Origin of the sequence: Saccharomonospora piscinae (assembly GCF_005862235.1) — a bacterium.
GTDB lineage: Bacteria > Actinomycetota > Actinomycetes > Mycobacteriales > Pseudonocardiaceae > Saccharomonospora > Saccharomonospora piscinae.
Genome location: NZ_VCEK01000001.1, coordinates 143,091 through 166,297 on the forward strand (window position 1 = coordinate 143,091; position 23,207 = coordinate 166,297).

Consider the following 23,207-nt stretch of genomic DNA (forward strand, 5'->3'; position numbering starts at 1 on the left):
TCGCCCTGAGCGAACCGGCCCCGATCAGCCCCTCGGGAACCGCTGGGCGGCGTAACGTGAAGCCGGGCGAGCCGATCGAATCGAGGAGTGGACCATTCATGGAGACTACTGTGGACCGAGTGTCCAATCACGACACTGTTGCTGGGCATGGCACCCGGTGGCCCGAGCTGAGTGCGCCGGGTGCGTCCCCTGCGAGTGATCCCGTGTTCGACCAGCTGCTTCGCTCGCGGATCGTGTTCCTCGGTTCCGAGGTCACCGACGAGGTGGCGAACCGGATCACCGCACAGTTGTTGTTGCTCGCCGCGGAGGATGGTCAGCGGGACATCTCGTTCTATGTGAACTCGCCGGGTGGTTCGGTGACCGCGGGAATGGCCATTTACGACACCATGCAGCTCATCGCGCCCGACGTGCAGACCTGGGGCATGGGTTTCGTGGCGTCGATGGGGCAGTTCCTGCTGTCCTCCGGCGCGCGCGGCAAGCGGTACCTGTTGCCCAACACCCGTGTCCTGATGCACCAGCCCTCGGCCGGGGTGAGCGGTACCGCGAGCGACATCGCGATCCAGGCCGGGGCCTTCGCCGAGGCGAAACGGCGGATCGCCGAGCTGACGGCGGAGCAGACCGGGCAGCCGATGGAGCGGATCGTCGCCGACGCCGACCGCGACCGCTGGTTCACCGCGAAGGAGGCGCTGGAGTACGGCTTCGCCGACCAGATCGTCAGCCGTGCGCGTCCGGAGCGGTGATCTGACGTTCCCGATCGTCGACGGCTCGGGCACCCTGGGCGCCCTCGCGCAGCCGCACCCAGTCGGTGAAGTCCTCGACGGCGTCGACGACGGCGTGGAAGCGCACCGACGGGAACCGGTCGAACGAGTGCTGGGCGCCGGGGAGCTCGGCGTACACCACGGGCTCAGTGGTCCGGTCGCGGAGCGCGGCGACGAACTGCCGAGCCCCGTCGGGGGGCACGAACGTGTCGTTGTCACCGTGGATCACGAGGACCGGCGGCGCGTGCGCGTGGGCGTAGGAGTCGGGAGTGGAGGCGACGACGGACTCGTCGTGCAGGTGCGGGTAGTACTCGCCGAGGTAGCCGTACAGGACCACCGCCGCCGTGATCGTGGTGTCGGCGCCGTGGACGCCCTCCTCCAGCGCGCTCTCGCCCGGTGTGAGCGCGCACAGTGCCGCGAGGTGGCCGCCTGCCGAACTCCCGGCCATGACGATCGTGCCTGGGTCGGCCCCGTGGTCCGCGCCGTGCTCGCGGACCCAGGCGATGACCCGCTTGGCGTCGTTGACGTGCTCGACGAAACCGGCCTTCGGCTGGAGCCGGTAGTTCGCGGCCACGCACACCCAGCCACGCGCCGCGAGGCGCGTGAGCAGCAGGCGGGCCTCCCGGCTCTTGCGGCCGCTGCGGTAGCCGCCGCCGTGCAGGTAGATCAGTGTGGGGCCGGTCGTGGTGTCGCGGTGACGGTAGAGGTCGAGCCGGTGCCGTGCGCCGGCATCACCGTAGATGAGGTTGCGCACGCGGCGGACCCGCAGGTCGGGCACGGGCAGTGGCACCAGCGCGGCCCACAGGCGCCACACCGTCGATCTCGCCGCCCGCCCGGTGGGACGGCCCGTCCCGAGTTCCTGGTCGAGGGCCTGGCGCAGCACTGCCGCAGCGCGCAGTGTCCGCGCGAACAGCACCAGTTGCCCGGCGGCGATGGCCGCCGCGAGCCCTAGTAGGGCGGGCGCGGCCGGCCAGGCCAGGTCATCCTCCACCACGGCGAGCGCGGTCGACGCGAGCAGGAAACCGAGGACGAGCAGCGGCAGCTCCGCGATGACCATGCTCATGACCCAGCTGAACACGGCGAGTGGCCGGGGAGAGCGTAGCGGAGCCAGCGCGAGGCCGGTGCAGAGGCCCAAGAGGAGGAGCGTGACGAGGTACCCAACAGGCATGGGTGAATTGTGGACTGGTGACGCCGCGTCCGCATCGGCCGGGACGCCAGCACGACTTCGACCAAAGTCGTAGCTGTCCGTCACGGCCTAGGCTGCCGGGATGCGGAGTCGTTCTCGTCGGCACTGGATGTGGTTCGCGAGCGGGGTGCTCGGTCTGGTGGTGCTGGCCACCGCGTGGGCCGAGTACGACACCGGCGGGCCCGGTGGGTGGTGGGCCGTGCGGGGCGCCGCGGGCGTGGCGTCGCTGGTGGCGCTGCCCTGGTTGCTGCGGCGGCCGGTGCCCACCGCGCTCGTGCTCGCGTTGTTCGCGTCGTTCGCCACCACGGTCACGCCGATGTCCACTCTGGCTACGGTGCACGTGGCGCGTTACCGGCCGTTCCGTGTGGCCCTCGGCACCGCGCTGGCCGGAGCCTGCGCGCACGGGGTGCGCGGCCTGTGGCTGCCGATGGCGGGCCTGCCCTACGGCTGGTGGCTGGTGCTCGTGGTGGCCGTGCACGCGGGACTGCTCGGCTGGGGTGCGTGGGGTGCGGCGCGTGCCGAGGTCGTGGCCTCGCTCGCCGAGCGTGCTCGCAGGGCGGAGGCGGAGCAGGCCCGGCTCGTCGCCGAGGCCCGCGCGGCCGAACGCAACCGGATCGCCCGCGAGCTGCACGACGCGCTGGCCCACCGGCTGTCCCTGCTCGCCACCTGTGCGGGAGCGCTCGAGTACCGGCCGGACCAGTCGCCCCAGCGACTCGCAGAGACGGCCGGGGTCGTCCGCGGCGCCGCCCACCGTGCGCTGGAGGACGTGCGGGAGGTCGTCACACTGCTGCACGAGGACGAGTCCGGCGGCGCGGTCACCGCACCGACACCGGGACTGGCGAACCTGCCGGAGTTGGTCGACGAGGCACGGCAGGTGGGCACCGTAGTGCACTTGCGGGATCGGCTGGCGGCGGACGCCGAGGCGCCCGGCCAAGCCGGGCGCACGGTCTACCGGGTCGTGCAGGAGGCTCTCACCAACGCCCGCAAGCACGCACCGGGCAGGCCGGTGACCCTCACGATCGAGGGCGCGCCCGGTGACGGGATTACGGTGGCGGTGGTCAACGCGCGGTCGAGCGCGGGCAGCGGCCTGCCCGGCGCGGGCAGAGGCTTACTCGGCCTGGCCGAGCGGCTGCGCCTCGCGGGCGGCTGGGTGCGCCACGAGGCGGACCCGGAGCGCTTCCGGCTGCGAGCCTGGTTACCGTGGCCCCCGTGACATCGATTCGGCTGGTCATCGTGGACGACGATCCGCTCGTCCGCGCCGGGCTGCGGGTCATGCTCGACGGCGCGGACGGCATCGTGGTGGTCGCCGAGGCCGCGGACGGTGGCGAGGTGCCCCGGGTGTTGGACGCCAACCCCGCGGATGTGGTGCTCATGGACCTCCGGATGCCCCGGGTCGACGGCATCACCGCGACCCGGCGAGCCCGGGACAGGGCGGACGCTCCGCAGGTCATCGTGCTGACCACCTTCGATAGCGACGACAACGTGGTCAGCGCGCTGCGTGCGGGGGCGGTGGGGTTCCTGCTCAAGGACACGCCGCCGGGAGACATCGTCGCGGCGTTGCGCCGCGTGGTCGCCGGTGATCCCGCCGTGTCCTCGCCGGTGCTGCGGCGGCTGCTCGACCGCACCGTCGCCCGCGACGAGCTGCGGGACACGGCACGAGCCGCGCTCGCCAAGCTGAGCGCCCGCGAGCACGACGTCGTCGTGGCGCTGGAGCAGGGTTACACCAATGCCGACATCGCGCGGCGCCTCGGTGTCAGCGTCGCCACGGTGAAGACCCACCTGACCAGCGTCCTCACCAAACTCGGCGTCGACAACCGCACCCAGGTCGCGTTGCTGGTACACGACGCCCACCTCCCCTGACCGTCGTGTCCGCAGCCTGCGTAGCTGTGTCCCCATCGTGCGGTGCGGACACAGCTACGAGAAGTGCGGACACGGCTACCTAATCTGCGGACACGGCTACCGTCAGTTCGTGACACCCAGGTCGGCGCCCCGGGGCTCCTTCACCGCGGTGGCGCCCGCGAACGAGACCACGCACAGCACCATGATGTAGAGGCCGACGGAGCCGGACCAGCCGGTGTTCTGCATCAGCAGCTCCGCGATCGTCGGGGCGAACGCCCCGCCGAGGATGGCGCCGAGTGCGTAGCCGATCGATACTCCCGAGTACCGCACCGAGACGGGGAACATCTCGGCGTACATCGCCGACATCGGTCCGTACGACAGGCCGAGCCCGAACGTGAGCACGAAGATCGATCCCGCGAACAGCAGGATGTTGCCGCTGTCGATGAGCAAAAACAGCGGGACCATCCACACGAACACGAACGCGTAGCCGAGCTGGAACGTGCGTACCCGGCCGATGCGGTCGGACAGCGCTCCGCCGTAGAGCGTGAACCCGAGCCAGCCGCACGAGGCGAAGACCGTGGCGAGCAGCACCGGGCCTCGCTCCATGCCCAGCTCCGACGTGCCGTACGAGATGAAGTAGGCGATCACGAGATACCCGGCCGCGTTGTTCGCCACGAAGATCAGCGCCGTGAGCACGACCTGCCTGGTGTTGCCGCGGAACAGATCCCGCAGCGGAGCCGACGAGTCCTTCTTGCGTTGCAGCATCTCGCGGAACACCGGGCTCTCCTCCACCGAGCGGCGGATGAGGTAGCCGAGCCCGACGAGCAGCACCGACAGCAGGAACGGGACGCGCCAGCCCCACGCCTCGAACTGCGCGGGCGTGGTGATCGTGGTCATGAGCCACAGCACCCCGGTCGCCAGTATCAGTCCGATGGGGACACCGATCTGCGGATACGCTCCGAACAGTCCCCTCCGGTGCAGTGGCGCGTGTTCCACCGACATCAGGGCGGCTCCGCCCCACTCGCCGCCCGCCGAGAATCCCTGCACGATCCGCAGCAGCATCAGTGCGACGGGCGCGGCGACACCGATCTCGACGTAGGTCGGCAACAGTCCGATGAGGGCGGTCGCCGAGCCCATCGTCACGAGAGTGAAGACGAGCATCTTCTTGCGGCCGAGTTTGTCGCCGTAACGGCCCGCGACGATGGCGCCCAGCGGCCGGAACAGGAAGCTGATGCCGATGGTGGCGAGCGAGAGCACCGTGGCGAGGCCGGGGGAGTCCTCGCTGACGGGGGCGAAGAACAGTGGTGCGAGCACCAGGCTGGCCGCCTGCGCGTAGATGAAGAAGTCGTACCACTCGATGGATGTCCCGGCGAGGGTGCTGAACAGGACCTTCCGTTCCTCCCGCGACAGCCCGGGGCGGTCGGTCGGGGACGTGCGAGTGGGCATGGGAACTCCGTTGTTCGGCTGACACTCGGATCGAGCGGATAGTAGACGCCGCATCGGCGTTCGTCAGCCCCTTGAATCCGGCGGGATGCCGGATCGGCGGACGGTCTTGCCGTGTTGGTGGCCGGGGATCTAGGCTCGGGCGCGGAGATAGTTCAGACGTTAACCATCGGAGGTGGCGTCGTGGCCCCGAAGGCGTTCGCTTCGTCGGCGGATCTGGAGGACAAGCAACAGACGCTGGAGGTGCTGGCCGACGGCGTCTACGCGCTGACCGCCGAGGGCGATCCCAACGTCGGCGCGATCGAGGGCGAGGACTTCCTCGTGTGCTTCGAGGCGCTGGCGACGCCGGTGGCGGCCCGTGAGTGGCTGGCGCTGCTGCGGGAGCACACCGACAAGCCGGTGCGCTACCTGGTGCTCTCCCACTACCACGCGGTGCGCGTGCTGGGGGCGTCGGCGTTCGACGCGGACGTGATCGTCGCCCACGAGAACACGCGGGCGCTGGTGGCGGAGCGCGGTCGCGAGGACTGGGAGAGCGAGTTCGCGCGCATGCCGAGACTGGCCAAGGCCGCGGACTCCGTGCCGGGCCTGACGTGGCCGACACTGACGTTCTCCGACCGGCTCACCATCGATCTCGGTGGTGACCGCGGCGAGTTGGTGCTGCAGTACTGCGGGCGCGGGCACACCGAGGGCGACATCGTGGCCTGGCTCCCGCGGCGGCGCGTGCTCTTCGCGGGCGACCTGGTGGAGGCGGAGGCCGCGCTGTACACGGGCGATGCCTTCCACCGGGACTGGGCGGCGACGACGCTGGACCGGGTGAAGGCGTTCGGCGCCGAGGCGCTCGTCGGCGGGCGTGGTGCGGTGAGCCGGGGCCGGGCGGCGGTGGACGCCGCCGTGGAGCAGACCCGCGACTTCCTCCGGGTGATGATCCGCGAAGTCGGAGCGGTCCACCATGCGGGCGGGACGCTGCGGGAGGCCTTCGAGCGCACGCACACGGCGCTCGCCCCGCGCTACGGGCGCTGGCCGATCTTCGAGCACTGCCTGCCGTTCGACGTCGCGCGGCTCTGGGACGAGTTGTCCGGTGTCGAACGTCCGGTGATCTGGACCGCGGAACGCGACCGCGAGGTGTGGGACCTGTTGCAGGGCTGAGCGGAGACCGGGGCGATGACCGTGCGCGACCGCGGGGTTGCGGTGATCGGGAACGGGCCGGTGGGACAGACCACCGCGCTGCTACTGGCGCGGCGCGGCGTGCCCGTGGTGTTGCTCGACGGGCGAGCCGAACGCGACCCGACCGGGTCGAAGGCCATCTGCCAGCAGCGTGACGTCCTCGACGTGTGGGAGGCGGTGGGCGCCGGGCACCGCATCGCCGACGAGGGCGTCACCTGGACGACGGCACGCACCTTTCACCGCGATCGCGAGCTGTTCTCCCTGACGCTGGAGGACGCGGGCTCACCCGCTTTCCCTCCGTTCGTCAACATCTCGCAGGCGCGGGTCGAGGAGGTACTGGACGAGCGGATCGCGGCCGAGCCCCTCATCACCGTGCGCTGGGGTCACCGAGTGGTCGACGTCGATCAGAGCGACGACGCGGTAGTGCTCACCACCGCGACCGGCGCCCGGGTGGTCGCCGACTACGCCGTGGCCTGCACGGGCGCGCGCTGCGACGCCCTTCGGCAGGTGCTCGGAGTGCGCTTCGACGGGCACTCGTTCGACGACCGCTTCCTCATCTGCGACATCTGGGCCGACCTGCCGGACTGGGCGACGGAACGCCGCTTCTACTTCGATCCGGAGTGGAATCCGGGACGGCAGGTGCTGATCCATCCCTGCCCCGGCTCCACGTTCCGCATCGACTGGCAGGTCCCGGCCGACTACGACCTGGCCGAGGAGGAGCGCAGCGGTGTGCTGGACGCGCGGGTGCGCGCGATCGTCGGCCCCGGCACCGACTACGAGATCCGGTGGAAGTCGGTGTACCGGTTCCACGCGCGCGTGGCCGACCGGTTCCGCGTGGGCCGGGTGCTGCTGGCCGGTGACGCGGCACACCTCATGTCGCCGTTCGGGGCGCGAGGGCTGAACTCCGGGGTCGCCGACGCCGAGAACGCGGCGTGGAAGCTGGCCTACGTACTGCGTGGCTGGGCGCCGCCGTCGCTGCTCGACACCTATCACGACGAGCGGCACGCCGCCGCCGTGGAGAACCTCGACGTCACCACCGCCACGATGAACTTCCTGGTGCCCCACGACGACCGGGGTCACGCGACCCGGCTGGCGGTACTGGAGGGCGCGGCCACCGATCCGGCGCTGCGCGCCAGAGTCGATTCGGGCAGGTTCGCCGAGCCGTTCTGGTATGTCACCTCGCCGCTGACGACACCCGACGACTCTCGCCCGTTCGCGGGGCGGCCGCCGAAGGGCCGGGTGCCCGCTCCCGCGCCGGGTGTCCTCGTCCCGGATGTGCCGGTGACGGCGCCCGGCGCCACCCGGTTACGGCAGCTGGCGCGGGAGGGCTGTTGTGTGCTGGCCGGTCCCGGCGTGGACGCGCACGGGGCGCTGCCGCGTGTTCCGGCCGGTCCGGTCCGGGCGGTGTCGTTGCCGGAGATCGACCCGGAGGGCCGGGTGGCCGCCGCACTCGGTGTTCGTCCGGGCGAACTGTGGGTGCTCAGGCCGGACGCCTACGTGGCCGGGATCGTGACCGACCCCGCCGAGTTGCCCACGGTGTTGCGCCGCGCCGTGGGCGATGCCGCACCGCGACGCGACCAGATAATGGGACGGCCGAGCACGACTGGCTAGCCTCGCCGGAGAACTACCGTGAGTCGCTGTCGTGCTGGAGCCCGCCGTGTCCGTTTCCGCCGCACCGTCGTCCTCGCCGTCCGGCCCGCGTTCGCCGGTGGCGCGGGAGGCGCCGCCCGCGCCGCCGCAGGGCCGGGTGCGGGTGCTGCCGCTCACCGTCGCGGGACTGCTCTCGCTCGCGTTGAGTGCCTACGTCTGGATGGCGCACGGCGCGCAGTTCGGCGCGCTGCTGCTGATCGGTCTCGGACTGGGGATCGCGCTGTTCCACGCGCGCTTCGGGTTCACCTCGGCGTGGCGGCAGTTGCTCGCCGTGGGCAACGGGGAGGGACTGCGCGCGCACGCCGTGTTGCTGGGCACGGCGTCGACGCTCATCGCGCTGGTGGTGGCCAGTGGCGCCGGGCTGTTCGGCTCGTCGCCCTCGCCGTCCGCGGGCGCGATCGGGCTGCCGCTGTTCGCCGGTGCCGCCCTGTTCGCGGTGGGAATGCAGCTCGGGGGCGCGTGCGCGTCGGGAACGCTGTTCGCGGTCGGGTCGGGCCAGTCGGCGATCCTGCTCACGCTCGGTGGGTTCATCGCGGGCTCGGTGTTCTACACCTGGGCCTTCCCGGCGTTCGACGGCTGGCCCGAGGTGCCCGGCGTCCTGCTGTCGGATCACCTCGGCTGGTTCGGAACCTGGGCGCTCACCATCGCCGTACTGGCCGGTGTCGTCGCGATCAGCCGGGTGGTGCAGTCGCGGCGTAACCCGCCCCCGCCCGGCGCTGTCCCGTCGGCGCGCGGTCCCGTGCGGGTGCTGCGCGGCTCGTGGCCGAAGCTCGTGGGCGCGGTCGTGCTCGGCGTGCTGGCCGCCGCCGTGATGCTCGTCTCCGGCGGCATCTGGGGCGTCACGACGGCGTTCGCGCTGTGGGGAGCGAAGGTGCTGCAGCTGGTCGGGCTGCACCCGGAGGCGTGGGAGTTCTGGCAGTCCGAGCGCTACGCGGACATGCTGGCCGGTTCGATCTGGACCGAGAAGACGGGCCTGACCAACATCGGCATCATTCTCGGCGCGGCCGTGGCCGCCGCGGCGGCGGGGGCGTGGAAACTGCACACCGGCATCCCGTGGCGCACCGCCGTGGCCGGAGTGCTGGGCGGCGTCCTCATGGGAATCGGTGCCCGGCTGGCGGGCGGCTGCAACATCGGCGCCTACCTCGGCGGGATCTCCACCGGCAGCCTGCAGGGCTGGTTGTGGGCGGTGTTCGCGCTGGGCGGTACCTGGGTGGGCCTCAAGCTACGGCCCCTGTTCGGGCTGACCGTGCCGAAGACCTCCGACAGCGTGTGCTGACAGCGGGAACGAGAAGCGCGGCGACGACGACACTGGTCGCGACCACGGGAAGCCGATCATGATCAAGAACGTGGGTGACACGGCTGCCACCGTCGGTATGCTGGCGATCACAACCCGTACCCCTGTTCCGAGGAGGAACCCCACGCATGTTCAAGCGGTTGCTGAGCGCGTTCGGTGCCGGAGGCGCGTCAGTCGACACGGTGCTGGACAGCCCCCACGCCCTGCCCGGTCAGGTGCTCACGGGTCAGGTACACATCGAGGGCGGTGGTGCCGACGCGGTGATCGACGAGGTCACCCTGTCGCTGCTGACCCGGGTCGAGGTCGAGTACGGCTCCGGAGAACACGGTGCGTCCGGCGAGCTCGCCAGGGTGGTCGCGGCCCGGAACCTGCGGGTGCCCTCGCGGGAGTCCGTCGTGGTCCCGTTCCAGCTCCAGCTGCCGTGGGAGTCGCCGATCACCGCACTGGAGGGATCGCCGCTTCCCGGCGCGGGCGTCGGCCTGCGCACGGAACTCGTGGTGGCGGACGCGCCCGACGAGGGCGACCTCGATCCGGTGCTCATCAACCCCCTGCCCTCGCAGGTGGCGATGCTGCGGGCGTTCGGGGACCTCGGCCTGGGGTTGCAGCAGGCGGAGAACACGGGTGGGCGGCTGCCCGGGATGCCGCAGGGGCTGCCGTTCTTCCAGGAGCTGGAACTCGTGCCGCAGTCCGGGGACGGGTTCCCGCAGGTGCAGCTCACGTTCGTCACCACGCCGCAGGAACTGCACGTGGCGCTGGAGGCGAACAAACGCGGCGGCCTGTTCCGCCAGGACGGTGACCACTTCGGGCGGTTCCACGCGCCGCACGGAGAGGCCGAGCAGCGGGACTGGACGCCCGAGATCGGGCAGTGGCTGCACCAGGTCGGAGCCAACGGCATGGGCGCCGCACCGGGCTATCCCGGCGAGTACGGTCACCCCGGCGGGGAACCCGAGCGCAGTGGTCCCGGCGTCGGCGGTGTGATCGCGGGCGCGGCGGCCGGTGTGGTCGGCGGCATGGTGCTCGGCGAGGTCGTCGACGGCGTGTTCGACGGCGACGACGTGCCTGCCGTCCAGACCCCGGACATCGACGCCGCCGAGTTCGACGCTGACGACTTCGAGGAACCCGACTTCGAGGAGTGAGCCGAGCCGACAGCGGCCCGCGGACCGAGGAGGATGCGTGAGCGACGGTTTCGGCGACTACGACACTCTCAGCTTCGACTGCTACGGCACGCTCATCGACTGGGAGACGGGAATCGCCGCCGTCCTCGGACCGTGGGCCCGGCGCTTCGATCCCGGACTGGACGACGCAGCGCTGCTCACCGCCTACGCGGCGCAGGAGGCCGTGGTCGCCGGGGCAGCCCGCGCTGCGCTACCCGGATGTGCTCGCGGCGGCGCTTCCGGCTCGTCGTACTGTCCAATGTTGACAGAGCGAGCTTCGAGGGCAGCCGTCGCCGGCTCGGCGTGGAGTTCGCCCACGTCATCACTGCCGAGAACGTCGGCAGCTACAAGCCGGCACCGGCGAACTTCGCGGCTCTCACGGAGTACGCGCGGCGCGACGGGCTGAGGTTGCTGCACGTGGCACAGAGCCTGTTCCACGACCACCTGCCCGCCCGACGCGCGGGACTACCCGGGGTATGGATCAACCGGCGGCACGACCGGCCGGGTTGGGGTGCCACCCCCGATCCCGGCCGTCCCGTCACCCCGGACTGGGAGTATCCGTCCCTCGCCGCGTTCGCCGAGGCCGCGGTGGGGCGGTAGCGCTCCCGACTGTCGGGGGTCGGCGGCAGAATCGCGGGCATGGGTGTGTCAGGCAAGACGCTGCACGACATGGTGACCGGGCTGGCCGACGTGACGTGTGACGCGGTCCGCGACTACACGGCCTTCGGCGTACGGGGAACGCGGTTCGGCTACCACTGGCCGAGGACGGAGACGGTGGGACTGAAGCAGACGCTCTCGGAGCAGGCCGCCCTCGTCGCGGAACGGCCGGACGTCTTCGAGGTGCAGTTCACCGCGGGCGGCTTCGGCTGGGTCGTCGTGCGGCTGACGGACATCGACGAGGGCGAGCTGGCGGAACTCGTGTACGAGGCGTGGCGCCTGTCCGCCCCGCCGGACCTGGTGCAGCGGCATCCGTTCGTTCCGGTCGGCAGTGTGGGTGATTCACCGCTGCGCAAAGACGAAGGTCGTCACGCAGAGATGAGAAGCTACGTGCCGTCCGAATTGCCGGACAGAGCCCGTCCGTCATAGCTTGTGGATCACCACGACTCATCGCCCGTCAGAACGATGACTACCTCATCAGGCTCATCGGTTCCGTCTCCGTAGACGTTGACCCGATTCTCTACATTCGGAACGGGAATCAGCAATCGCACCGATTCATTTGGATCCGAAATTTCGAGGGACGCCTTGGGGAGAGTCAGATTCCCTGAGTAAACAAGCACCTTTCCACTCGGCTCGTAAGGCCCCTGCACACATTGGACTGACACCGGACCACTGTTGGCTTGCTGCACCGCGATGAACAGGGAGTCCGGACCACCGTGCACTATGTCAGCAGCAGCGTCCCAGCCTGCGTGGTCGTCGACACTCCCGGGCGCGGCGGCAACAACCAGACCATGCGCGAATCTTATCGTGCACGAGGCGAAAAGCATCGTTTACTCCACCTACTGTCTCGCTCTCAGGGCCGGGAAGCCATAGTACTCCTTGATGAGCGTTCGCACGATTCCACCCTGCTGTTTGGAGCATTTCCTGCAGTGCGGATAGAGAGTCCACGGACCATTCGGGGAGAGCTTGTTCGGCGGGTTGTGGTCGCCAGTCCAGTGCCCATCTTTGTAGCCAGACTTTTCGGCACCGCAAGCAGCGCAACCGTTCCGATCCCCGAATTCATTGATCATCCTCTGCTGGTGGGCGAGAACAGTGTCTCCACGCTCAGCAGTAGCCCCCTCCGCCTTCTGCCCCGTCAAGTTGGGCCCGAGAGTCAAGTTGCAGATATCGCCTTCGTTTACGTTATGAACGAGGACCGGCGTCGCCCCCGCTGCCACATAATACGTGTGGGTGCCGTTGATGGTGAGGTTGTGGACGCGTCGGATCTCGGTCCGTCGCTCGACTCTAACGATCTGGGCGGCGTCCCCGGTTGCGGTGACAAGGTTGTCACCTCGTGTGAGGTCCTCGGCGTGGGTCCAGCGGCCTTGGTTCTCGACCCAGATGGGGTGTTCGCTTGTGGCCACTACGGTGGTGGTGCCGCTGTTCGACCCCGTTATGGCGACCGTGATCTCGACCAGGTCCTTGACGTCGGAGCTGGTGATCGTCGCCAGGACCGTGCGGGGTCCTTCCTCACCCGTTTCCGGATCGGTGGCCCATATCCGGTCACTACCGACCCGGACGTCCTCGATCGACTCGGTGCTGCCATCAGCAAGCAACACACCACTGAGCCTTTTCCAACCTGGTGTGGGTGTGGAGGGCGGGGTGGTGTCGAGGTAGGTGAAGCTCCTGGTAGACGGGTGATTGCCTAGATCAACTCGCCCGGCCAGGAGCTTCAGGTGCTTGTTTACCCGTCGTGGATGTCTGTGTCCAACCGCGCCTTGCAGGTGCTGGCTGATGCGTTGCGCCATCGACGGAGGGCGGTGGGCAGTCGGTGGCGACGGCTTTCGGCCGGTGAGCAGGCGTTACTGGTGCTGGCGCACCTGAAGAAGGGCGAGACCTACACCGCGTTGGCCGGTGGGTTCGGCGTCGGCACGGCCACGGCGTTCCGCTACGTCCGGGAAGGCATCGATGTCCTCGCTGCTGCTGCCCCGACGCTGGAGCATGCGCTCGGCGTGGCCCGCCGGAAGGCCTTCGTGGTCCTCGATGGCACTCTGATCTCGATCGACCGCGTCGGATGGCCTCGGGCCATGACCGGGCCTTTTACTCCGGCAAACACAAACGGCACGGGGTGAATGTGCAGGTCTTGGCAGACCCGGCCGGCAGGTTGGTGTGGGCCTCGCCCGCGCTGCCCGCGACCACGGCCTGATCGACGGACTCAACACCACCACGGTCCGCGTGTTGGCTGATACCGCCTACCAGGGCGGTGGCGCCGCAGTTCGAGTCCCGCAACCTCGACGCCGCCTCGACCCCGACACCGGCGGCTACCGACGCCTGTCACACACGCAAAAGCAGGTCAACGCCGCACCCGCCCGCCTGCGCGGTCCCGGAGAACGGGGCAGGCGCCCAACTCAAATCCTGGCACATCCTCCGCAAAATCCGCAGCTGCCCCACCCAGGCAACACGACTGATCAAAACCGTGACCGTGCTCATCCAGACCAACTGGAATCCAAGTTGGAAAAGGCTCACTGTGGTGCGCTGAGTCCGGGACCACGGCGGTTACCAGGCCGTGCGCCGCTCAGAGTTCAGTGCGGCGGTTGGGCAGGAGGCGGTGATGCCGGTGGCTGCCCGGACTGCGAACCGTGCTGGGGCCCGGGTTGGGGCCCCGGCTGTGAACCGGGAGCTTGGCCGCCGCCCGGGGCGGGAAAGCCGTAGCGCGGGGTGATCGGTTCGCGGTCCGCGGTGCTCGCCCCCGGTGGGGGAGCCAGCCACACGGCCGCGAGGGCGAGCACGGTCGCGCCCACCAGCAGCCACAGGCCTGCCCCGAGCCCGGTCTCCAGCCCGACCTCGGGGACCGCTCCGGTGTCGCCGGTGGCGCGGAACGTCTCGAGCCAGCTCAGCGACTGCATCACCACCGCGACCGTGATTCCGGCGAGGAAGGCCGCCGACATGCCACACGCCAGCCGCCCCATCGGCGTGGGACGTCGGCGCAACGCGGGGACCGCCACCAGCACAGCGGCGACCAACAGCAGCGCCGCCGCCACGGACAGCGGGATACCGTTGTTGGCGACGCCGCCCTCCTGGACGGGAGCGTTGGTGTCGAAGCCCCACGCGGTGATGGCCAGATCGAACTGGACACTGCCCAGCGCGCTCAGCTCCCCGCGAAACAGCGGGAGGAACGTGCCGAGCACGGTGAGCGCCGCGGCGACCACGCACGCTCCGGCCGCGAGGACGGGGCGAAGGCGCGCACCGCGCTGGCCGCCCGAGGAAACAGGGGTACTCATCGACCCATGATGCCACCGTCCGCGCGGGCGGGGTGCGGTGAAGGCCACCTTGACTGCCCTGACGCCGTGTCCGCAGGTTACGTAGCCGTGTCCGCAGTTCCCGTAGCCGTGTCCGCATCGTGCGGTGCGAACACGGCTACCCAGGCTGCGGACACGATGTTTACAGGGTGAATCAATGGTGTTATTTTTCGGCTGCAAAGGTAGTACCATTCTTGGAGGTTCTCCGTGGAGCTGTTCGACCTGTCGGGCCGCGTCGCGCTGGTGACGGGCAGCAGCAGGGGAATCGGTCGCACGATCGCCGCCGGGCTGGCGCGGGCCGGTGCCACGGTGGTGCTCAACGGCCGCGCTCCGCGCGAGCGGCTCGCGGCCACTCGCGCGGAGCTGGACTGCGACTCCGAGGCGTTCGACGTCACCGACGAGGCGGCTGTCACGCGAGGTGTCGCTGAAGTCACCGAGCGGCACGGCGGCGTCGACATCCTGGTCAACAACGCCGGCTTCCAGCATCGCGAACCGATGCTCGACCTCGACCTCGCCGACTGGGACGCTGTGCTGCGCACCGACCTGACCAGTGCGTTCCTGGTGGGCAGGGCGGTGGCCCGTGGCATGATCGAGCGCGGCAGCGGCAAGATCCTCAACGTCTGCTCGGTGCAGACCGAACTCGCCCGGCCCTCGATCGCCGCCTACACCGCCGCGAAAGGCGGCCTGCGGAACCTGACGCGCGCGATGACCGCGGAGTGGGCGGGACGCGGCCTCCAGATCAACGGGCTCGCGCCCGGCTACTTCGCCACCGAGCTCACGCAGGCACTCGTCGACGACCCCGACTTCAGCGCGTGGGTCACCGGGCGAACCCCGGCGGGGCGCTGGGGCGATCTCGCCGACCTCGTCGGCCCCGCCGTCTTCCTGTGCTCCGATGCCTCGGCGTTCGTCAACGGCCAGGTGCTGTTCGTCGACGGCGGCATGACGGCCGTGGTGTGAGGAGTCCGATCACGATGAGCACGACCTACCGGGCGCTGGTCGCCCATGCGGCCGGCGACCTGCGCGTCGAGCGCCGGACACAGCGCACCCCCGAGGCGCACGAAGCCGTGGTGGCCGTCGACTAAGGCGGCATCTGCGGCTCCGACCTGCACTACTGGTCCTCGGGAGCGGTGGGCGAGTCGGTGCTGCGTGCCCCGATGGTGCTGGGGCACGAGGTCTCCGGGCACGTCGTCGCCGCCGCGGCCGACGGGTCCGGTCCCGCCGAGGGCACACCGGTCACGGTCCACCCCCGCGACCCCCTGCGAGCAGTGTGATCTCTGCCGGGAGGGCAGGCAGAACCTCTGTCCCCACACGTCCTACCTCGGCTCGGCCGCCCGGGTACCGCACACCGACGGCGCCTTCGCCGAACGCTACGTGGTCGCCGCGCGGCGGTTGCTGCCGCTGCCCGGTGGCCTGCCGGTGCGCACGGCCGCGCTGGCCGAGCCCGCCTCCGTGGCGTGGCACGCGGTGTCGCGCGCGGGGGCCGTGGCGGGCCGCCGCGTCCTCGTCGTGGGAGCCGGGCCCATCGGACTGCTCGTGGTGGCCGTGCTGCGGCGGGCGGGCGCGCGCGAGATCGTGGTGTCCGATCTGCGAGAGCGTCCGCTGTCGGTGGCGCGCGAACTCGGTGCCACCGCCACTCATCTGGGCGCGCCGCCCGAGGACCTCAAGGCCGAGGTCGCCATCGACTCCTCCGGTGCCGCCGCCGGGGTGCGTTCGGCCGTGCTCGCGTCGCGCCGGGGCGGACACCTCGTGCTGCTGGGGTTGCCGCCGTCGCCGGAGCAGCCGTTTCCCACCGGGCTCGTCGCCACGCGGGAGCTGACGGTCGCCGGGTCCTTCCGCTTCCACGCCGAACTCGCCGACGTGGTGGCGGCCCTGGCCGACGGATCGCTGCACGTCGATCCGGTACTCAGCCACGAGTTCGGCCTGGACGAGGCCGAGCGGGCGTTCGCCGTCGCCCGCGACGCGGCCACGTCCAGCAAGGTGCTGTTGCGGTTCTGACTCGGCTCAGGGCCGGATGACATAGGCGATGCCGCCGGGGCCACCGGCGAGGGCGCCATCGGCGGTGTGCCGGAGGGTGCGCTGCCACACCGTCTCGAACTGGTCGCGGTGGTAGACCCTGCGCACCTGCTCGTTGCTGTCCGAGGCCGGGTCGTTCACGATGACGTCGCCCTCGGCGGTGAATCCGATGACGACCATGAGGTGCCCGTCGGTGCCGTACCCCGCGCCGTCGAGTTCGCTCTCCAGGAACGACACCGAGGTGATCACCGGGACACCGCGGGCGATGTAGTTCTCCAGCTCGGCCAGCGAGTGCAGCCTGGTGACGTGGCCCCGCAGCCCGTAGTGGGCGGCGTAGGCGGTGTTGAACGGCCAGTTGCCGGTGCCCTCGTAGGCGTAGTCGTAGGTGTGGCGGGCGGCGTGGGCGACCGTGGGATCGACGTAGTCGTCGGGCAGCCACGCGAGATCCTGTTCATCGGGGCCGCGGCCCCAGTACTCGACGACCATCTCGGTGGACGTCGGGCTGCACCAGCTCTGCCCCCCGCCGCCGTACTCGGGATAGTGGCCGGAGTGCACGTTCTGCGCGTAACGCGGCACGGCCAGCTCGGTGCCGCGCGCCGCGCCGGGCGCGGACGTCGGCACCTCGAAGCGATCCGGCACGGTCGAGGTCATCGCACCCACCGCGCGCACGACGGGCGTGGCGCCCGTGTCCTCGTCGCCGTGCAGCGTGACCCGGACCTGGTAGGAGCGAAACGCCACGCCGTCGTTCGCGGCGAGGGTGTCGACGTAGACGGCCGCGTGCTCGTCGCTCTGGCCCGGCGTGGTCGTGCGTTCGATGTCGCCGTCGCCGTAGGCCCAGGTGCCGAGCGTGTACCACGGCGTGCGGTCGCCGGAGCCGGTGCGGGCGGTGACCTCGATCTTCAGCCACGTGCCGTCGGGCGTGGTGGCGTTCCACGAGGTGATCAGCTCTGTGGCGTCGAAACCGGGGGAGTACCACGGCGAGAGCCAGGTTCCGGTATCGGTGCTGCCCGGCGGCCGCGACAGTCGCAACCCCTTCCCGGTGGCCGCGACGCCGTCGGTGGCGCCGTCGTGGAAGGCCGAGACCCCGGACCACTCGTGGTAGTCGATCTCCTCCTCTCCCGGGCTCGCCGCGGCGGCGGGCGTGAGGGTGGCCGCGACGGTGGCGGCGGAGAGAGCGAACGACGTCAGGCTCCTGCGCATGGCGAGTGATTTTCATGATGTTGAAACGCCGTGTAAACCCCTTTCCGGGTGAGTGTGCGCCACAACCGGGGCGGGATCACCGCGACCGGGCGGCACGCGGGATACTCGACCCGGTGGCCGTGTGAGCGGCCGGACGACAAACCGTGTTTCTGGCGAGGAGACTTGAGTGACTGCCCAGATCGAGACGCACGAGTTCCAGGCGGAGGCGCGCCAGCTCCTGCAGCTGATGGTTCACTCCATCTACTCGAACAAGGACATCTTCCTGCGTGAGCTGGTGTCGAACGCCTCCGACGCGCTGGACAAGCTGCGTCTGGAGTCCTTCCGCGACAAGGATCTCGACGCCGACATCGACGACCTGCGCATCGACCTGGAAGTCGACCGGGTCGCGCGCACGCTCACGGTGCGCGACAACGGCATCGGCATGTCCCGGGACGAGGTGGTGGACCTCATCGGCACCATCGCCAAATCGGGGACGGCGGAGCTGCTGCGCTCGCTGCGGGAGGCGAAGCAGGCCGACGGTGCCGCCGCGAGCGAACTGATCGGCCAGTTCGGCGTCGGGTTCTACTCGGCCTTCATGGTGGCCGACTCGGTGACGCTGGTGACCCGCAAGGCCGGACAGGCCGAAGCCGTCCGCTGGGCTTCCGACGGTACCGGCACCTACACGCTCGAACCCGTCGCCGACGCACCCCAGGGCACCGCGGTGACCCTGCACCTCAAGCCCGAGGACGCCGAGGACCACCTGCACGACTACACCGCCGAGTCCGTCCTCCGCGAGATCGTGCGCCGCTACTCCGACTTCGTGACGTGGCCGATCCGGCTGGAGGTCGAGCGGACCGACGAGGACGGCACGACCACCCGCGAGTGGGAGACCGTCAACTCGCGCAAGGCGTTGTGGGCCCGGCCGAAGGACGAGGTCTCCGACGAGGAGTACCGCGAGTTCTACAAGCACATCAGCCACGACTGGCTCGACCCGCTGCGCACCATCTCGGTGCGGGCGGAGGGCACCTTCGAGTACCAGGCGCTGTTGTTCCTGCCGTCCCGCGCGCCGGCCGACCTCTACTACCGCGACGCCAAGCGCGGGGTCCAGCTCTACGTCAAGCGGGTGTTCATCATGGACAACTGCGAGGCGCTGGTGCCCGACTACCTGCGCTTCGTGAAGGGCGTGGTGGACGCGCAGGACCTGTCGCTCAACGTCTCCCGCGAGATCCTGCAGCAGGACCGGCACATTCAGCTCATGCGCCGCCGCCTGGTGAAGAAGGTACTGGCCGAGGTCAAGGCCATGATGAGCGACGACCGCGCGAACTACGACACGTTCTGGCGGGAGTTCGGCAGCGTGCTCAAGGAGGGGCTGGTCGAGGACCCGGACAACAGCAAGGCCATCCTCGACGTCGCGTCGTTCGCGTCCACACACGACGCGGAGGAGCCCACGACGCTGCGGGACTACGTCGAGCGGACCGGCGAGGGCCAGGACCACATCTACTACCTCACCGGCGCGTCCCGCTCGATGATCGAGAACTCGCCGCACATGGAGGCGTTCCGCGCCAAGGGCCTCGAGGTGCTGGTGCTGACCGATCCGATCGACGAGTTCTGGGTCGAGCAGGTCGGCGAGTACGAGGGCAAGACGTTCCAGTCGATCGCCAAGGGCCAGGTCGACCTGGACGGCGACGGCGAGGACTCCGCGGAGGCGGACAAGCCCGACGAGAGCGAGTTCGACGCGCTGCGAGAGTGGCTGAGTACGGCGCTGGCGGACGACGTGAAGGAAGTGCGGCTGTCGAGCAGGCTGACGAGCTCGCCCGCCTGCCTCGTCGGCGACACCCACGACCTCCCGCCCGCGTTGGTGCGGATGTACCAGCAGGCCGGGCAGGAGGTGCCCGTGGCCAAGCGCATCCTGGAGCTGAACCCGAAGCACGCGCTGGTGACGTCGTTGCGGGACGCCCACGGCGCGGGGGCGGAGGAGGCGGCGCTGCGCGAGACCGCCGAGTTGCTGCACGGCATGGCGTTGCTGGCTGAGGGCAGCGAACTGCCCGACCCCCAGCGCTTCACCACGGTGCTCGCGAGCCGGCTGACCGGAGCGCTGTAGCGAGATCCCCGCCGACGGTCACTACAGATGTAGTACGTGGCCGTCGGCGGGGATCTCCGCGCCCGCGTCCAGCACCGCGCGGTGCTCCGGCGAGGCCGGGTCGAGCACCGGATCGGTCCCGGCTTTAGCCCGCCTGGCGCAGTGGATGCGGGGCTGGGTTGGGCGCCGCGCACTAGGGTGGCGGCATGCGGCCACCCGATCGCGTCACCGACGCTTTCCTGGGCATCATGTGGGCAGTGCTGGGCGGTGATCCGGACCGGCTCGGCCGCGTCGAGTGCCGTGGTGAGGCGGCGTTGCCCTCGGTGTTCCCGGTGTCCGAACTGGCCACCGCCGCCGTGGCGGTGACGGGATGCGCCGTGGCCGAACTCGTCGAGGCGGTAGGCGTCGGGACGGGCCGATCCCACGTGCGGGTCGACAAGGAGGCCGCCTCGGCGTGGTTCGGCTTCTCGTTGCGTCCCGACGGCTGGCGGCTTCCGGCGGCCTGGGATCCGATCGCGGGCAACTACGAGTGCGCCGACGGCTGGATCCGCCTTCACACCAACGTTCCCGCGCACCGCGACGCCGCGCTCGACGTGCTCGGCGTGCCCGGCTCACGCGACGAGGTGGCCGCCGCGTGCCGGGCCTACCGGGCTGAGGAGCTGGAGGATCTGGTCGTCGCACGCGGCGGCTGCGCGGGTGCGATGCGCACGCTCGCCGACTGGCGACGGCATCCGCAGGGCCGGGCGGTGGCGGACGCGCCGCTGCTCACCCGCGAGCCGACCGCGCCCCGCGACAACGGCTTGTCGCAGTGGGCACAGGGGGCACAGTGGGTTCCCACCGAACGGCGTCCGCTCACCGGAATCCGGGTGCTGGACCTGACCCGGGTGCTCGCCGGGCCGGTCGCCACCCGCACGCTGGCGGGACTGGGCGCCACCGTGCTGCGGCTCGACCCGCCGGGCTGGGAGGAACCCGGCCTGGTTCCCGAGGTCACGGCGGGCAAGCGGTGCGCCCGGCTGGACTTCCGGACCGAGGCGGGGCGCGAGCACCTCGACACGCTGCTCGCGGAGGCCGATGTCGTTGTCCACAGCCTCCGCCCCGGCGCCCTCGACCGCGCGGGGCTCGGCGCCGAGCGCCGATCGCGGCTGCGTCCGGGACTCGTCGACGTCGCACTCAGCGCCTACGGCCCCGCTAGACCGTGGGCGCACCGCCGTGGTTTCGACAGCGTCGTGCAGCTGACCTCCGGGCTCGCCGCCGAGGGCGCCCGCCGCGCGGGCACGGACGGACCGTCGTCGCTGCCGGTGCAGGCGCTCGACCACGCGGCGGGCTGGTTGCTGGCGGCCGCGACCCTGCGCGGTCTCGCCGAGCGCCATCGCGGACGCGGTGGCACCAGGGTGCGCACCTCGCTCGCCGGGATGGCCCGGCTGCTCGCGGGCACACCACCCGCCACCACCGCGCCGGAGCTCGATCCCGCGTCGGTGCCGGAGGGCCCCGGCACCGAGCACACCGACTGGGGACCCGCCCGGCGCGTGATCCCGCCGTTCACCGTGGTGGGCGGTGCCCGGACCACCCTGCGGTTCGCGCGTGGCGCCGTCAAACTGGGCCACGACGAGCCGAGCTGGACGGCGACGGACATCCCGTCCGCGTCCGGGCGCGGTTAGCTGGGATGGCCGATCAAGTCGAGCCGGGGTGACCCGAAGGGGGCACCCGGACTTGACGCCTCGGGCGTGCCGGATCGAAGCTGGTCGCCGACCTTCCCGGGAGGACCAGTGACTGACGTGGGCGCGGTGCTGCCGCGAACCGGTGTGCGTGGGCAGCGATAGCGTGGAGCGTTCGCACCCCGGCGCCGTCCCTCCCGGCGGCGAGTTCGACCTCACCGACACCGCCCTGTACTGGCTGGTGTTGCTGGCCCGGCTGCGCCGCAACGAACTGGCGCGGGACCTGTCCCGCCTCGGCGTTTACAGCGGGCAGGAGCAGGTGCTGCTCCAGCGCTGGGACGACACCGGCTTCGCGCAGGCCGACCTCGCCGAGCGGGTGCAGGCCGTGCCCGCGACGGTGACGAAGATGGTGCAGCGGCTCGAACGCGCCGGCCTCGTCCGTCGAGAACGGCGCGCCGGGCGACGGGGCGGCACGGTGCTGCTGACCGAGCACGGCTGGACGGTGCGGGCCGAGGTCCGGACGCTGTGGTCACGGGCCGAGGAACGGCTCGTCGAGAACCTGAGCGGCACCGAATACGCGACCCTGCGGGCGCTGCTGGTGAAGATGTGTGAGAACTGAGCGGTCGAGCGCGCGGTCAGATCGCCTCCAGGACGAAGAACAGGAAACACAGGAAGACCGGCTTTTCCGCCAGTTCGCCGGGGAAACGCTCATGCGCGCCCGGAGCCGGAGGCGGCTCACTGACCACAGCTGTCCGGAATCCGGCTGCGGCGAAGGCATCGGTCATCGCGTGCAGTGGCCGGTGCCAGTAGGTGAGGACGGCGCGCTGCCCGTCGAAGGTGTGCTCGGTGGACTACCGTCGGCGGAGGCATTGGAACTCTCGGAGACGGAAGTCATGGGGTCCATTCTGGCACACTCGGGGGCCGGTGAACCGGAAAAACAATCCGCGGGCCGCTGGCCCTTCGTCAATGTTTCCAACCCGTTCACGAACCAGATTCACACCACCTCCGTCTCGGTTTAGCTGGCTAAAACAGCGGTCCCTTTTCCGGTTACAGTGGGCTGCCACCGTCGGGTGGCCGCACGGTGTTCGGCGACCGCGTCCCGCGCTCGGCGGTATGGGTGGGAAAGGCGGTGGAGATGTGTTCGGCCGGGGCCGGTGCTGCGGTGCCCTCCTCGCGCGCGCCCGGCAGGCCCCGCAGCGAGCGGGCGAGTCAGGCGATTCTGCGCGCGGCCGTCGACCTGTTGCTGGAGGGCGTGCCGGTCGAGGCGTTGTCCACCGAGGCCGTCGTGGCGAGGGCCGGGGTCGGCAAGGCGACGCTGTACCGCCGGTGGCCGAACAAGGAGGCCGTCCTGCGCGACGTGCTGGAGTCGCTCACCGAGGCTCCGGTCCGGCCACCCGGCGCTGACCTGCGGGAAGACCTCGTCGTGCTGGTCCACGAGCTGTGCCGGTGGCTGGTGGAGTCCCGGTCGGGCCGGTTACTGCCCCGGCTGCTGGGCACGCCGGAGCTGTATGCGCGCTACGTCCACCTCGTGATCGAGCCTCGGGTGAGCGCCATCCGCGATGTGCTGTGTGCGGGCGTGCGGACCGGGGCGCTCGCGCCGCACAGCCAGACCGAGATGCTGCTGACCATGCTCACCGGTCCCGTGCTGTCCCGCGTCGTGCTCTGCTCGGCCGTGCCGGGCAGCCCCGACGACCTGCGTGACGGCCGCTTCGCGGCGCGCCTTGTCGATCACGTGCTGGCCGGGCACGTCATCGCACGGAACCAGCTTTCGTGAATAGTCCTCGAATTCGCTTCTGTCAGAAATACGGATCGGTGGCGTATTGGTAAAATCGATCCGGATCGGGTCCGTTCCTTTTC

At 70.5% G+C, this 23,207-nt stretch carries 20 protein-coding genes and 4 pseudogenes; 18 read left to right on the top strand and 6 right to left on the bottom strand.

Going from position 1 to position 23,207, the window contains the following annotated elements:
- Window positions 1-203: 203 nt before the first annotated feature.
- Window positions 204-740, top strand: coding sequence for an ATP-dependent Clp protease proteolytic subunit (locus FFT09_RS00730; protein WP_138381989.1), 537 nt, complete (start codon window positions 204-206; stop codon window positions 738-740).
- Here the strand turns inward: FFT09_RS00730 and FFT09_RS00735 are convergent.
- Window positions 715-1,926 carry an alpha/beta hydrolase gene (locus FFT09_RS00735; protein ID WP_138381491.1) on the bottom strand — a complete coding sequence of 404 codons (1,212 nt, stop codon included), beginning with the start codon at window positions 1,924-1,926 and terminating at the stop codon, window positions 715-717. The two genes, FFT09_RS00730 and FFT09_RS00735, sit on opposite strands and share 26 nt — an antisense overlap.
- Before the next feature lie 100 nt (window positions 1,927-2,026).
- On the opposite strand from FFT09_RS00735, the gene FFT09_RS00740 reads away from it, so the two are divergent.
- Complete coding sequence (locus FFT09_RS00740) at window positions 2,027-3,157, top strand: sensor histidine kinase (RefSeq protein ID WP_244231118.1); 1,131 nt, start codon at window positions 2,027-2,029, stop codon at window positions 3,155-3,157.
- Window positions 3,154-3,804: a response regulator gene (locus FFT09_RS00745; RefSeq protein WP_341868992.1), complete on the top strand. Its 651-nt coding sequence runs from the start codon at window positions 3,154-3,156 to the stop codon at window positions 3,802-3,804. The genes FFT09_RS00740 and FFT09_RS00745 overlap by 4 nt, the downstream gene beginning before the upstream one ends.
- Before the next feature lie 102 nt (window positions 3,805-3,906).
- Here FFT09_RS00745 and FFT09_RS00750 read toward each other — a convergent pair whose 3' ends face one another.
- Complete coding sequence (locus FFT09_RS00750; protein ID WP_138381493.1) at window positions 3,907-5,229, bottom strand: MFS transporter; 1,323 nt, start codon at window positions 5,227-5,229, stop codon at window positions 3,907-3,909.
- Between the two features lie 180 nt (window positions 5,230-5,409).
- Here FFT09_RS00750 and FFT09_RS00755 point away from each other — a divergent pair, with 180 nt between their 5' ends.
- From FFT09_RS00755 to FFT09_RS00780, 6 genes and pseudogenes are all read left to right on the top strand, one after another.
- Entirely contained in the window at window positions 5,410-6,372 is a 963-nt protein-coding gene (locus tag FFT09_RS00755) for an MBL fold metallo-hydrolase (RefSeq protein ID WP_138381494.1), read from the top strand.
- Between the two features lie 15 nt (window positions 6,373-6,387).
- Entirely contained in the window at window positions 6,388-8,001 is a 1,614-nt protein-coding gene (locus tag FFT09_RS00760; protein ID WP_138381495.1) for an FAD-dependent monooxygenase, read from the top strand.
- A 97-nt stretch (window positions 8,002-8,098) separates the two neighbouring features.
- Window positions 8,099-9,316 (top strand): YeeE/YedE family protein, encoded by a 1,218-nt coding sequence (locus FFT09_RS00765; protein WP_425273040.1) that lies wholly within the window; start codon window positions 8,099-8,101, stop codon window positions 9,314-9,316.
- A gap of 146 nt (window positions 9,317-9,462) precedes the next feature.
- Window positions 9,463-10,470, top strand: a complete 1,008-nt coding sequence (locus tag FFT09_RS00770; protein WP_138381496.1) for a sporulation protein — start codon at window positions 9,463-9,465, stop codon at window positions 10,468-10,470.
- A gap of 237 nt (window positions 10,471-10,707) precedes the next feature.
- On the top strand, window positions 10,708-11,088 hold the full coding sequence (locus FFT09_RS00775) for an HAD family hydrolase (RefSeq protein WP_244231120.1): 381 nt from the start codon (window positions 10,708-10,710) through the stop codon (window positions 11,086-11,088).
- A gap of 39 nt (window positions 11,089-11,127) precedes the next feature.
- Window positions 11,128-11,463: pseudogene (locus tag FFT09_RS00780) on the top strand (MmcQ/YjbR family DNA-binding protein); the annotation flags it as partial.
- A 521-nt stretch (window positions 11,464-11,984) separates the two neighbouring features.
- Here FFT09_RS00780 and FFT09_RS00785 read toward each other — a convergent pair.
- Window positions 11,985-12,743 carry a polymorphic toxin-type HINT domain-containing protein gene (locus FFT09_RS00785; RefSeq protein ID WP_167305310.1) on the bottom strand — a complete coding sequence of 253 codons (759 nt, stop codon included), beginning with the start codon at window positions 12,741-12,743 and terminating at the stop codon, window positions 11,985-11,987.
- 117 nt (window positions 12,744-12,860) lie between these two features.
- Here FFT09_RS00785 and FFT09_RS00790 point away from each other — a divergent pair.
- A pseudogene (locus FFT09_RS00790) lies at window positions 12,861-13,663 on the top strand (transposase family protein).
- A gap of 43 nt (window positions 13,664-13,706) precedes the next feature.
- Here the strand turns inward: FFT09_RS00790 and FFT09_RS00795 are convergent.
- Window positions 13,707-14,405 carry a hypothetical protein gene (locus FFT09_RS00795; RefSeq protein WP_138381499.1) on the bottom strand — a complete coding sequence of 233 codons (699 nt, stop codon included), beginning with the start codon at window positions 14,403-14,405 and terminating at the stop codon, window positions 13,707-13,709.
- Between the two features lie 225 nt (window positions 14,406-14,630).
- Between FFT09_RS00795 and FFT09_RS00800 the strand changes: the two genes are divergently transcribed.
- The 4 genes and pseudogenes from FFT09_RS00800 to FFT09_RS23040 all read left to right on the top strand — a co-directional run bounded on the left by FFT09_RS00800 (window position 14,631) and on the right by FFT09_RS23040 (window position 16,418).
- Entirely contained in the window at window positions 14,631-15,380 is a 750-nt protein-coding gene (locus FFT09_RS00800; protein WP_138381500.1) for an SDR family oxidoreductase, read from the top strand.
- A 170-nt stretch (window positions 15,381-15,550) separates the two neighbouring features.
- The gene (locus FFT09_RS23035) at window positions 15,551-15,694 is read left to right on the top strand and encodes an alcohol dehydrogenase catalytic domain-containing protein (protein ID WP_208544321.1); all 144 of its coding nucleotides are present in this window, start codon (window positions 15,551-15,553) and stop codon (window positions 15,692-15,694) included.
- 34 nt (window positions 15,695-15,728) lie between these two features.
- Window positions 15,729-15,773, top strand: a pseudogene (locus FFT09_RS23500) (hypothetical protein); the annotation flags it as partial.
- Between the two features lie 21 nt (window positions 15,774-15,794).
- Window positions 15,795-16,418 carry a zinc-binding dehydrogenase gene (locus FFT09_RS23040; RefSeq protein WP_208544322.1) on the top strand — a complete coding sequence of 208 codons (624 nt, stop codon included), beginning with the start codon at window positions 15,795-15,797 and terminating at the stop codon, window positions 16,416-16,418.
- Between the two features lie 6 nt (window positions 16,419-16,424).
- Here the strand turns inward: FFT09_RS23040 and FFT09_RS00810 are convergent, their stop codons facing one another.
- Entirely contained in the window at window positions 16,425-17,636 is a 1,212-nt protein-coding gene (locus tag FFT09_RS00810) for a C39 family peptidase (protein ID WP_138381501.1), read from the bottom strand.
- 166 nt (window positions 17,637-17,802) lie between these two features.
- Here FFT09_RS00810 and htpG point away from each other — a divergent pair, with 166 nt between their 5' ends.
- The 3 genes from htpG (at window position 17,803) to FFT09_RS00830 (ending at window position 21,969) form a co-directional block, all read left to right on the top strand.
- Window positions 17,803-19,716 carry a molecular chaperone HtpG gene (gene htpG, locus FFT09_RS00815; protein WP_024873789.1) on the top strand — a complete coding sequence of 638 codons (1,914 nt, stop codon included), beginning with the start codon at window positions 17,803-17,805 and terminating at the stop codon, window positions 19,714-19,716.
- Window positions 19,717-19,901: 185 nt separating this feature from the next.
- On the top strand, window positions 19,902-21,353 hold the full coding sequence (locus FFT09_RS00825) for a CoA transferase (RefSeq protein WP_244231122.1): 1,452 nt from the start codon (window positions 19,902-19,904) through the stop codon (window positions 21,351-21,353).
- Between the two features lie 163 nt (window positions 21,354-21,516).
- The gene (locus tag FFT09_RS00830) at window positions 21,517-21,969 is read left to right on the top strand and encodes a MarR family winged helix-turn-helix transcriptional regulator (protein WP_244231124.1); all 453 of its coding nucleotides are present in this window, start codon (window positions 21,517-21,519) and stop codon (window positions 21,967-21,969) included.
- A gap of 16 nt (window positions 21,970-21,985) precedes the next feature.
- On the opposite strand, the pseudogene FFT09_RS00835 reads toward FFT09_RS00830, so the two are convergent.
- Window positions 21,986-22,201 (bottom strand): annotated as a pseudogene (locus FFT09_RS00835) (SAM-dependent methyltransferase); the annotation flags it as partial.
- A gap of 311 nt (window positions 22,202-22,512) precedes the next feature.
- Between FFT09_RS00835 and FFT09_RS00840 the strand changes: the two are divergent.
- A complete protein-coding gene (locus FFT09_RS00840) occupies window positions 22,513-23,124 on the top strand; it encodes a TetR/AcrR family transcriptional regulator (RefSeq protein WP_244231126.1) in 612 nt (203 codons plus the stop codon).
- The last annotated feature ends 83 nt before the right edge of the window (window positions 23,125-23,207 follow it).